The 12,203-nt window shown below is 31.4% G+C and carries 12 protein-coding genes; all 12 read left to right on the top strand.

All coding sequences use genetic code 11. The features are described from left to right. Positions 1-15: 15 nt before the first annotated feature. Positions 16-1,008 carry a hypothetical protein gene (locus OZP15_RS13615; protein ID WP_281336395.1) on the top strand — a complete coding sequence of 331 codons (993 nt, stop codon included), beginning with the start codon at positions 16-18 and terminating at the stop codon, positions 1,006-1,008. Between the two features lie 13 nt (positions 1,009-1,021). Then, a complete protein-coding gene (locus OZP15_RS13610; protein WP_281336394.1) occupies positions 1,022-2,023 on the top strand; it encodes an acyltransferase family protein in 1,002 nt (333 codons plus the stop codon). Between the two features lie 174 nt (positions 2,024-2,197). Next, a complete protein-coding gene (locus OZP15_RS13605) occupies positions 2,198-3,178 on the top strand; it encodes a hypothetical protein (RefSeq protein WP_281336393.1) in 981 nt (326 codons plus the stop codon). 59 nt (positions 3,179-3,237) lie between these two features. Then, entirely contained in the window at positions 3,238-3,870 is a 633-nt protein-coding gene (locus OZP15_RS13600; protein WP_269225993.1) for an acyltransferase, read from the top strand. Positions 3,871-3,872: 2 nt separating this feature from the next. Further along, complete coding sequence (locus tag OZP15_RS13595) at positions 3,873-5,141, top strand: hypothetical protein (protein ID WP_281336392.1); 1,269 nt, start codon at positions 3,873-3,875, stop codon at positions 5,139-5,141. Continuing rightward, complete coding sequence (locus OZP15_RS13590) at positions 5,138-6,238, top strand: glycosyltransferase (RefSeq protein WP_281336391.1); 1,101 nt, start codon at positions 5,138-5,140, stop codon at positions 6,236-6,238. Before OZP15_RS13595 ends, OZP15_RS13590 begins: the two co-directional genes overlap by 4 nt. Positions 6,239-6,352: 114 nt before the next feature. Then, positions 6,353-7,192, top strand: coding sequence for a glycosyltransferase family 2 protein (locus OZP15_RS13585; RefSeq protein ID WP_281336390.1), 840 nt, complete (start codon positions 6,353-6,355; stop codon positions 7,190-7,192). A 2-nt stretch (positions 7,193-7,194) separates the two neighbouring features. Continuing rightward, complete coding sequence (locus tag OZP15_RS13580) at positions 7,195-7,887, top strand: acyltransferase (protein WP_269225988.1); 693 nt, start codon at positions 7,195-7,197, stop codon at positions 7,885-7,887. Position 7,888: 1 nt separating this feature from the next. Continuing rightward, entirely contained in the window at positions 7,889-9,013 is a 1,125-nt protein-coding gene (locus tag OZP15_RS13575; protein WP_281336389.1) for a glycosyltransferase, read from the top strand. 89 nt (positions 9,014-9,102) lie between these two features. After that, complete coding sequence (locus tag OZP15_RS13570) at positions 9,103-10,254, top strand: glycosyltransferase (RefSeq protein WP_281336388.1); 1,152 nt, start codon at positions 9,103-9,105, stop codon at positions 10,252-10,254. 20 nt (positions 10,255-10,274) lie between these two features. Then, positions 10,275-11,435 (top strand): glycosyltransferase, encoded by a 1,161-nt coding sequence (locus OZP15_RS13565; protein ID WP_281336387.1) that lies wholly within the window; start codon positions 10,275-10,277, stop codon positions 11,433-11,435. Next, the gene (locus OZP15_RS13560; RefSeq protein WP_281336386.1) at positions 11,432-12,169 is read left to right on the top strand and encodes a WecB/TagA/CpsF family glycosyltransferase; all 738 of its coding nucleotides are present in this window, start codon (positions 11,432-11,434) and stop codon (positions 12,167-12,169) included. The genes OZP15_RS13565 and OZP15_RS13560 overlap by 4 nt, the downstream gene beginning before the upstream one ends. Positions 12,170-12,203 lie beyond the last annotated feature (34 nt).

Genomic DNA, 12,203 nt, shown 5'->3' with positions numbered 1-12,203 from the left:
ACAATTAATTCGTTTATGTCATTATTGAATATATCTAATTTCATTCTAAAATTTAAAAGAAGATTTCGTTCTGAAATAGTTACTATTTTTAGAAGTACCTCCTTTTTTCCTTTAATATATAAATCTTATTGGCATTATCTTTTTTCAAGTAAAAAGAACGTAGCCAATCCTCTTAATTATTATTCTGCAATCCCGAATCCTGGAGCAGGAATAGGGCATCAAATGGCAAACTGGATTTCTGGATATTGGTTTGCTCGCCAATTTGGTTTGCAATTTGCACACATTCCTTTCTCGAGTTCTAAATGGGAATCATTTTTAGGTTTTGGTGAGGGCGAAATTGCTGTTACGGATTTAATAAATAAAGGGTATATGAAAATTCGTCTTCCATTTTTTGACGAATTAAAAGAGGAAGAACTTTCTTTGCAAAAGAAAATAATTAATTCTTACTCCAATCAAAAAGTAGTTTTTGTAGCGGAACAAGACCAGTATTATAGTGATCAATGTGGTGTGATGGAAAGTATCAAACAAAAATATCACAAAGCGACAGAAAGAGCTAATGATAAATTAATTTTTGACCCTAAATCATTTAATATTGCTATTCACGTTCGAAGAGGAGATATTGTTATCGGACAAGAAAATCAGAATCCTAATTTGTTGATGCGTTGGCAAAGTAATGATTATTTTGAAAAAGTATTACAAACTACGGTTTCTAATATAAAATCAGAAAAACCTATTGCAATTTACTTGTTTTCCCAAGGGCAAAAAATAGATTTTCCAGAGTTTGAAAAATTTGAAAATCTTCACTTTTGTTTGGATATGAATGCACAGGACTCTTTTTTACACATGGTAAATGCAGATTTATTGATAACTAGCAAAAGTTCTTTTTCTTACAAACCTGCTTTGTTGTCAAACGGAATTAAAATTTGTCCAAAAGACTTTTGGCACGGCTATCCTGAATTAGAAGATTTTGTTTTAGTGGATAATGACGGAAATTTTAAATTGAATTAACATCCAGTGACGAATGGAAAATACTAGATTTGAATTTATTGATAGGATGAAAGGAATAGCTATTATCCTAGTAATTGTAGGGCATATTATTCAATTTAACAATATTGATGGTGGAACTAATAATAAAATATTTAATATTATTTATTCTTTTCACATGCCTTTGTTTTTTATTTTGAGTGGTTATGTTGCTAGTAGGGGAGTAAATAGAATTATAAATCTTGGAACATTAAAGAACTTTTTGTGGAAAAAGATTTATACTTTAATAGTACCCTTACTTACTTGGACATTGTTTGTAGAGAAATTTTTTTTTGCAGAGCAATTTGAGTACATTAGCACAGACGATGTTGTAAATGCCTTGTTACACCCTGGTCTATGGTTTTTGCAAACAATATTTGAAATTCAAATATTGTTCGGAATTTTTTCTTTATGCTGTCATTTTTTGAATAAAAATGGTAGCCTGTACATGAGCATTGTAATTGCAGGTTCTGTCTTTATATTTCCATTATTAGGTTTTCTATTAATTGATAAGCCCCATTTTCTGACTTTGATTTTATTTACTGGTTTTTTCTTTATAGGAAGTTTTATTTCGAAGTATTCTCATATCGAAAAGTTTATAATGAACCAATCTGTTTTTACAATGGCATTAATTTTATTTTTAGTTTTAGTTGGTCATTGGTCCATTCAAGGAAATACAATAGATGTTATATTAAAAGTATTTATTTCAATTATAGCATTTATTACCTTATTGCATTTAACAAAAGGTGTTGATTCTATAAATTCTTTTGTCGATTCACAAATTCAATTATTTGGAAAAGAATCATTAGCCATATATGTAATGCAGTTTTTTTTAACGTCCAGGATTTTGTTTTTATCTGAATTAAAAGGAACTAATTTGTTTGTTCAATTTTTGTTGATTTTTATGATTGCTATACCCATTGCATATTTCTGTGTATTTACACATCAAATTTTTAAAAAATCGAACGTTCTTGATTTTTTGCTCTACGGAAAAAAATGATAAACTTTTTTGTTATTTCTATTTAAAGTTTTAAGATGACAATATTCAAAATCTTATTTTTTTTTTAAAGATTTGATTAAAAATAGTCATGAATTAATTATCTATGTTAAAATTATTAAATTTTCTTGTGTAAGAAGTAGAAAGTTTTGTGATCAACCAAATAAAATAATCATTATGAATAAATTTTTTATTTACACAATTATTGCTTTACGAAAATTATATTCTAAAATTTTCAATATAATTCCTGTGAAACCTGAATGTGAGCAAAATCCAGATAAAGCTTCTCAAATTATTTATGATGCTTTAATGTCTGATAAGCCATGTATGATAGCCCGTTTTGGTTCAAATGAGCTTAATGCTTTAATGAATTATCAGAGTGTTAAAAGTAAAACCAAATCAGTTTTTAAGTTCATTAGAGGAGAACAATTTGATTGGTGGTGGAATGAGGGAATAATCAAGTGTTTACATGAAGTTGCAGGTTTTTTTCCTCCAACTCCAAATAAAATTGGGCAATTTTGCGAGTTGATGTTGCAAGATATTCCCGAAGTGGATATTTTAGGTTCTTGGATTCCTAATGAGCGTTTTTTTGATAAGGAATTAGAAAATGCTAAAAAAATACAATTGAGATTGCTAGAACCTTATTGGGCTCTAAATCATTGGTCAAGAGCTTTGAAAGGGAAAAAAGTATTGGTCGTGCATCCTTTTGCAAAAGATATTGAGCAACAATATCAAAAAAGAAAATTACTTTTTAAAACGGATGTTTTACCTGATTTCCAGTTGACAACTATAAAAGCTGTGCAAAGTTTAGCGGATGAGAAAACGGAATTTCAGGATTGGTTTGAAGCTCTTGAATTTATGAAAACTGAAATTGACAAAGTGGATTATGATATTTGTCTTATTGGTTGTGGAGCTTATGGATTTTCTTTGGCTGCTCATGTTAAAAGAATGGGTAAAAAAGGATTTCACTATGGTGGCGCTTTGCAACTTTTATTTGGTATTCGTGGCAAGCGTTGGGAAGATCCTAATTATGGAGTAGAAGAATGGGGTATTCCTCAAGGATTTTATGCTAATTTGATGAACGAACATTGGATTCGACCAGGCAACAAAGAAATACCCAAAAATGCTGAAGCTGTTGAAGGAGCTTGTTATTGGTAAATAATTGATTTATGATGAGTTTGCTAAATTACCTGCTATTAAAACTTAAATATCCATTTATGTTTTTAAATAAATCAAGAATAAAATATTCTTGGTTTAAGTGTACAAGTAAAAATTCTTTTATAGTAAATAAATCTACAGTTATTAAATCAAGAATCTATGTAGTTGGCGTAAACAACAAGTTGAATATAAATAATTGTTTTTTAGAGAATTCAATTATTACAATTGATGGAATAGGTAATTTAGTTGAAGTTGAAGCGGGCGTAAAATTACGTAAGGTAAATTTAATTATCCGTGGAAATAATTGTTCAGTAAGAATTGGAAAAGACACGACTTTTGGAGGAGCAAGAATAGTGAATGTAGGGTCTGATAATTCCATAGTAATTGGTAACAACTGTTTGTTTGCAGACAAAATAGAGATTTGGGCTAGTGATACTCATGCTATTTATGATGAAAATGGAAATTGGATCAATAAAGAGAAACCAATCATTATTGAAAGTAATGTTTGGGTAGGTAGTAAAGTTACCATACTAAAAGGAGTAAAAATAGGTGATGGTTCTATTATTGGGATGGAAACATTGTTAACGAAGGATGTTAAAGCCAAAACTATTGTAGCCGGAAATCCGGCTAGAGAAATTAAAAAAAATGTTTACTGGACATTAGATTATCCTTTACAAAATAATAAATTTTAGTTTTGAAAAAAGAAACTTTACTATCTTTAGGTTTTTTCTTAATCTCCCTAGCTTCGGTTTTTACAATTACTGAAATCACAACGGTCAGTATTGGTAATACTTTTCTTTGGTGGTTATCTTATGCTTTTTTTATAGTTTTATTATTTGTACTACTTTATAAAAATACGAGTATAAAAACAATTCGATTGAATGGAGCTAGTCCTATTTTGTTTTTATTGTTGTGGTTTTTGATATGTTTTGTTCGAGGGGTATTTGTAGCGGATAACTACTGGCAGTGGAAGAATTTGGTTAATGTTGGATTTACTTTTCTGATTCCAATGATTGCTTTTTTAGCATTGCATCCCAATTTTTTTTCGCTTTCCATGCAAAAATGGCTTCGGTATTCGTTGCCTTTTTTTATAGTTGTTTATTTCGCTTTACTAGATGACTCTGATGGTGCAGGACGCTATTTAGCAGTTATAAGTGTGCTAACCTTGTTTTTTCCTTTGGTTAATACTAAATACAAAATTATTCTCATTGCGATTTCTATTTATGTTGTTTTAGATAATTTTGATGCTCGGAGTAATGTTGTAAAATTTGCGATACCAATAGTATTATCGGCTCTGATATATTTAAAATTTTATGCTTTTAGTAGTGTCTTAAAATTTATTTATATTGCTTCTATGTTTTTGCCATTCGTACTGTTTTTTTTGGCAATGTTTAATATTTTTAATGTTTTCAAATTTGACGAATATCTTACTATAGATAATGCTAAAACGAACTACCAACGAAATGGTAAAGAAGTGAATTTGACAGCTGATAGTCGTACTTTTTTATATGAAGAAGTATTATCGTCTGCTGTGAAACATGATTATATCTTATTAGGTCGAACCCCTGCTAGGGGGAATGATTCTCAATATTTTGGTGAGGCAAATTATGAATTAGGAATAAGAAACATTGAACGTTTTGCAAATGAAGTAGCTATCTTGAACATCTTCACGTGGACGGGTCTCGTTGGCGTTATGTTGTATTTTTGGGCATTTATTAAAGGAGCCTATTTAGCTATTTATCAAAGTAGAAATCAGTATGCTAGACTTTTAGGTGTTTATTTGTGTTTTCGTTGGTGTTACAATTGGGTAGAAGATTTTACTAATTTCGATTTGTTTTATATCACTTTATGGATGGTCATCGGACTTTGTTATTCCAAACAGTTTAGATTCATGACTAACAAAGAGGTGGAGATATGGGCAAAAAAAATGATTCATTTTAATTTTAAAAAAGCTACAATATGAAGGTTCTCCATATTCTGGATGAGCTCAAATTTTCAGGTGCTGAAATTATGTATGTGGCAGCAGCTGAAGAGTTTAAGCAGTTAGGGTGTAAGTTGTATGTGGTAAACACTGCTGTACAATTTGGAGAGTTTGCTCCAGAATTTGAAAAAGCGGGTTATACTGTATTACACTTACCTTATAAAAAAGGTATTCTTAATAAGTTAAGATTTTATAAAACGATTTGGAAATTTATAGACTCTGAAAATATTGACGTTGTACACAATCATCATTTAGCAATGTATGCGGTTTTGTCAGCCTTTACAAAAATAAAAAAGTTAAAGTCTGTTTTTACTTTTCACAATGTGTATCCTTCTAAGTGGTATACTCACATTTACCATATATGGAAACGAAGAATTTCAAGATCTCTTTTTGATTGCAAGATGCACACTATAAGTGATTCCGTTTATTGGCATGAGAAAAAATTTTATAATAACGAATCTTTTTTGATTAATAATTGGTATGATAGTGCTCATTTTTCTTCAGGAAGTTTGTTAGAGAAAATCGCAATTCGAGAAGAAATTGGAGTTCCAAAAGATGCTTTTGTGATTATTTCTATAGGAGGCTGTAGTCATATTAAGCAACATCATGACATTATAGCTATTTTGCCAAAATTGATTGCTACAATTCCAGAAATAATCTATTTGCATTTAGGTGAAGGAAATACATTATGCGAAGAGATGAATTTAGCTAAAGAATTGAATATTGATGGTCATATAAAGTTTATAGGTAACAAGAGAAATGTAAGGAAATATTTAGTTGCATCCGATTTGTATCTAATGCCCAGTAAGTTTGAAGGAATTTCATTGACCACTATCGAAGCTTTGGCTTGTAAAATTCCTTCCATTTTATATGACGTTCCTGGATTAAGAGATTTTAATATTGAAAATGAATGTTCAATATTAGTTAAAGATGAACCAAATGAACTTATGAATGCCATATTGATTCTTAAAAATGATATTGAAAAGCAAGACCTTATAAAAAGTAATGGTGAAGAATTAGTGAAGAGAAAATATTATTTACAGAACAATGTAAAGCAAATCTTTGATTTGTATTCATAAAATGTTTTTTGAATAGTCATTTAGTTTACTAAATTCAATGTTGTTAAATGTTCAAAAAGAGTTTAAAAAAAACAATTACTTTTTCAGATATCATCCCATAACACTCAAGTTTTAATGATAAATTTTAAATCTATAGCTGTTTTATTAACCTGCCATAACAGAAGTGAAAAGACGGTTACCTGTCTAACTAATCTTTATAAATGTATCATTCCTGAAAACTATGTTTTAGAAATTTTTTTAGTTGATGATGGTTCAACTGACGGAACAGCAGAAAAAATTAAAACCCAGTTCCCAGCGGTTACTATTATTCAAGGCGATGGTAATTTATTCTGGAATCGAGGCATGTATTTAGCTTGGCAAACGGCAGCAAATACTAAAGATTTTGACTATTATTTATGGTTGAATGACGATACATTTTTATTTGAAAAAGCTATTGTTTCTATTTTAAATCAAAATGATGTCAAAGCTATAGTTTGTGGGACAACTCAATCTGTTGAAAATGGAAAAATTACTTATGGAGGATTTAAGAAAAATCCTGATAGACTAGTCCAGCCTAACGGCTCTTTTCAGGAATGTGATTATTGCAACGGTAATTTTGTTTTGATTCCTAAAGAGGTGTTTGAGATTGTTGGCAATTTAGATCCGATATTTCACCATGCAGTAGGCGATTTTGATTATAGCCTTAGGGCTAAAAAAATGGGTGTAAACGTATTTGTTGCTCCAGATTATATAGGATATTGTGAAGCGCATTCCAGTGTTCCTAAATGGCAATCTACTTCTGTGTCTGTTAGCACTAGATTGAAAAGTTTGTATTCAGCCACCAGTGGTTGTTATCCACCAGAGTTTTTTGTTTTCGACAGAAGGCACAATGGTTTTTTTGTTGCTTGTTTTCATTATTTTACGATACATTTAAGAGCGATTGTTCCTTCTTTATGGAATTTTAAATCAAATTAAGTATGAAAAAAATACTGGTAGATTTAATAAAAAATAATAAATCCATAATGATCGTTATGGGCTTTGTTTATAGTTTCTTTTCGATTTTGAGTATAAAACGCAGATCGGGAAACAGCATAATTTTGAAATCCGCTTTTTTAAAGAAAACCAAGATTAGAATTGATGGGAAAAATAATCTGATATTCATTCATCCTGAAAATAGATTGAACAACTGTTTGTTACATATTTCAGGAAATAATTGCCATATCATAATTGGAGAACATTGTATTTTGTCTAATACCGAGTTGTGGATTGAAGATGATGGAGGTACAATTGAAATTGGATATAGAACAACCATCGAGGGTGGACATATTGCAGCAACAGAAGGAAAAGCTATTGCTATTGGAGAAGACTGTATGTTTTCGCATAGAATAGAGATAAGGAATGGTGATAGTCATGCTATTTACGATAAAGAGTCTAAACAAAGAATCAATACTGCGCAATCGATAGTAGTTGGAAATCATGTTTGGTTAGGTGCAGATGCTAAAATTTTAAAAGGAGCAAGTATTGCAGACAATTCAATTGTAGCAACTGGTGCTATAGTAACTGGTAAACATGAGGATTCGGATGCCATATATGGAGGTATTCCCGCAAAGAAAATTAAAGAAGGAATCACTTGGATTAGAGAACGATCGTTGAAAGAGGATTGTAAATAATATGAAAAAAATACTTGTTTTTCATCCAGCTTTAGCTCCGTATAGAATTGATTACTTTAATTTTTTGAGTGATTTTTTTGAGGTAGAAATCGTCTTTGTTTACGATAATGTTTGGAATCATAAATTTGATCAAGACAAACTACTTTCTCAACTAAAGTGTTCTTATTCTTTTCTGCTTAAAGGCCCTGAATACAAAGGCCGTGTTTTGCGTTTTGGAATGCTTAAAGTCATAAGGCGATTTAATCCAGATATCATTTTAGGCTATGAATATTCATTTACCACACAATATTTGATTTTACTTAAAAGTTCAGGAGTAATTAGTCAAAAATTAGGTTCTACTATTGATGATAGTGTTCAAATTTGTGATGAAGTACAATCCAAGTTTCGATTTTTGGCTCGCCATTATGCCATAAAAAGATTGGATTTTATTTTGGTTTTATCCAAAGAAGTTGGTGGGTATTACCAACAGTATTTTAATCTTTCGGAAAAACGAACAGTTGTTTTTCCAATTGTACAATTTCCAGAGCGGTTAAGAGCCAATTCCAATCAGTTAGAACAATTGGCAGAACAGTATTGTCAACAATATGATTTGAAAGGACAAAAAGTTTTATTGTTTGTGGGTCGATTTATCCCGCCAAAAGCGCTTCCGCTTTTTGTAAAAACAATCGCTACTGTTTTGCAAAAAAATACGGATGTCAAATTGGTTTTGGTAGGCGAAGGCGAGGAAAAATCGGCAATACTATCTGCTATAAAAGATAATAGTTTAGAATCCAAAGTAATACTGCCAGGACGGTTTGAAGGCGAAGAATTATTAGCTTGGTATTTGTGTGCTTCTGGTTTTGTATTGCCTAGTACGTATGAGCCTTTTGGTGCAGTGGTAAACGAAGCCTTAATTTTTGGGCTTCCTGTTTTTTGTTCTCAATATGCTGGAGCTGCCAGTTTATTAAAAGATGCTTTAAGCATGCTCTTTGATCCTACTGATGCGAATGCTAGTATTGAGAGAGTACAGATTTTTTTGAAAAATATCAAAAAAATAGAAAGTATAGCATTATTAGATAAGCCATCCAAAACATTATTTGATAAAAATGTTATTGAGCAGGAATTAAAGAAAATAAACGATTTGTAAAAACGAACTTTGTCAAAGTTTAAAACTTTGACAAAGATTAATAATTTGAATAACAGGATATTAAATAATTTATTGTAATAATTTAGTTCATGACAAACAACAAGCAAAAAATTTTTCAATTGATTTCTTCGATTAATTTGGGAGGAGCTGAAAATGTTGCTTTTCATTTAAGCGAGCAATGCCTTGTTGATAGTCCTACAGTTGCCGAATTTACTATTGTGGAACTGTATCGGTCGCATACGGATTATGCCAATGCCAAACGTATTGAATTAAAAGAAAAGAAGATAAAAACATATAGCCTGTTCAAAGGAAACAAACGATTGAGTTTAATTTTTGCTCCTTTTGTTTTATTGAAGCTTTTTCAAAAAGAAAAACCAACTATCATACATTCTCACACGGATTTGCCTGATTGTGTTTTGGCTAGTACGATACGTCTCATGAATTTGTTCAGGATGACTGTTCCAAAAATAATTCGTACGATTCACAATACAGCATTATGGCCTACCAATCCTCGATTGGGATTATATACAGAAGTTGCTTTTCAAAACGATAGCATTGTGGGAGTTTCAAAAGCAGCACTTGAGGCTTATTTTAAAATTAGAAAAGATAACCAATTGACTATATCTCCTCAAAATAAAGTGATATACAATGGTTGTAATTTACCTCTTGCAACAGATATTGAAATTGACCTGAATCCTAATAAAATTAATATTCTTTTTTGTGGTCGTTTCGAATATCAGAAAGGGGTTGATGTTTTGATAGAAAGGATTAAGACGATCAATAAATTGTATGCTGATCGATTCCATTTTTATTTCATTGGTGATGGACAATTAGTTGAGAACGTTTTAGAGCTGACCAAGGAATATGATAATGTTTTTAGACATAGCGCTATTGCTTCTATTTCGAATAAATTACATCATTTTGATTTTGTACTGATGCCTTCGCGTTTTGAAGGATTTGGTTTGGTTTCAGTTGAAGCCTCTTTTTCTAAAGTACCTGTTATTGCTTCTAAAGTGGCAGGATTGAACGAAACTTTACCTGAAGATTGGAGCTTGTGGTTTGATCTCAATAATGAACAAGAATTAGTATCCATTTTTGAAAAAATTGCCAATAAGGAAGTGGATTTAAAACAACTTAAGGAAGAATCTTTTACTTTTGTTAATACATATTTTGCAATGAAAATTATGATTGAGGAGTATGATAAAGTGTATTGCCAGAGTTTGTTATCGATTAATAATTAATAAACCTAGTATTCAAAAAATTGAAAATACTCATCATTCATAGTCATTATCAACTGCACGGCGGCGAAGATGCTGTTGTAGAGCAGGAGGTGAAATTATTGAAAGAAAAGCATACGGTTGAAGTTTTGTATTTTCAAAATCAAGGCGGTTGGAGGGGAGCTTTGCAATTTTTGGTTTCTATTTGGAACACAACAGCAGCAACTCAAGTAAAAAATAAAATCAAGGTGTTTCAGCCTGATGTGGTTCACATTCACAATTGGCATTTTGCTTTAGGTCCTTTGGTTTTTCGCACTATTAATAAGTTAGGAATTTCAGTAGTTCATACAGTTCATAATTATAGATTGTTGTGTCCTTCGGGTATTTTGTTACATCAAGGGAAGTTGTTTACTGATAGTTTGAAACAAGCGTTTCCTTGGAAAGCCGTTCAAAATAAAGTGTATCGCTCTTCGGTTTTGCTTACTTTTTGGTTGGCTTTTATTGTTTGGTTTCACAAAAAAATAGGCACTTGGAAAAAAGTGAATTCTTATGTTTGTTTGACCCCATTTGCAGTAGATTTATTCCAAGAATCTAATTTTGGCATTCCAAAAGAACAGTTTTCAGTTAAACCCAATTTTAAGAGTGTTGCTAGAAACCTAAACATTGTTGCAAGAGAAAATCATTTTTTATTCATTGGACGCTTATCTGAAGAAAAGGGAATAGCAACGCTGTTGAACGCATTTAAAGACATGCCTTATTCGCTAAAAATGGCAGGAGATGGGCCATTAAAAAATGAAGTTGTTCAAGTTGCTAAAGAATATAATAATATTACTTATCTGGGTAATTTAAGCAGTGCAGAAGTCGTAACGGAATTGAGAAAAACACAAGCTTTGATTTTTCCTTCGGTTTGGTACGAAGGAATGCCAATGACAGTTTTAGAAGCCTTATCGGCTAGTACACCAATAATAGCTTCCAATTTGGGAGCAATGACCTCACTGGTAACAGACACTTACAACGGTTTTCATTTTGAAGCTGGTGATTTTAAGGATTTGCAAAAGCAAGTAATTCGTTTTGATTCGCTTTCAGAGGAAGAGAAAAATCAAATGAGAGCAAACGCCTTTGATACCTATACATTGCATTATTCACCTGAACTGCAATTAGACTATTTTGACTCTATTTATAACAAATTTTTAAGGAAAATATGATTGAAAAATTAGCTGATGTTTCTTTTTTGGATTATTCGATTTACACGAGTCCTCTAAATCAAATAGGTTTTGATCGTAAAATCCTAATCAATACCATTAACCAGTATTCCTTTTGCATCGCCGAGCAGCATCAAGCGTTCAAAAATGCACTATTAGGTTCTGATGTTTTGTTGCCCGATGGTATGGCAGTTGTAGCTGCTGTGCGTTTGCTTACTGGAAAAAAAATAAAAAAAATTGCTGGAGCTGATATTCATCTTCATTTATTGCAAGAACTGGATAAAAAAGGAGGAAGCTGTTTTTATTTAGGTTCTTCAGAAAATACGTTGTCAAAAATCAAAGAGCGTTTGGCTATTGAGTTTCCTAATATTCGAGTAGGAACCTATTCGCCACCTTATAAAGCAGAATTTCCACACGATAAAAAATCAAAAAAAGTGGAGGCTGTCAATGCTTTCAAACCGGATGTTTTGTTTGTGGGTATGACGGCACCCAAACAGGAGAAATGGGCTTATTCGCATAAAGAATATTTAGATACTAAAATCATTTGTTCCATCGGGGCGGTTTTTGATTTCTATGCAGGTACAGTGGAACGACCAAGTCCATTTTGGGTCAATTTAAGACTAGAATGGTTTATCCGTTTGATTAAAGAACCCAAAAGGATGTGGAGACGTTATTTGTATTACGGACCAGTTTTTATTTGGCTGGTTCTCAAAAGTAAATTGGGATTGAAAAAATAATTGCATCGGATTAATGTGCTTAAACTTAATCTTC

The organism is Flavobacterium eburneipallidum, assembly GCF_027111355.2.
Lineage (GTDB): Bacteria > Bacteroidota > Bacteroidia > Flavobacteriales > Flavobacteriaceae > Flavobacterium > Flavobacterium eburneipallidum.
Note: the sequence above shows the minus strand (reverse complement) of the source record. Positions and strands in the feature narration are given on the sequence as shown.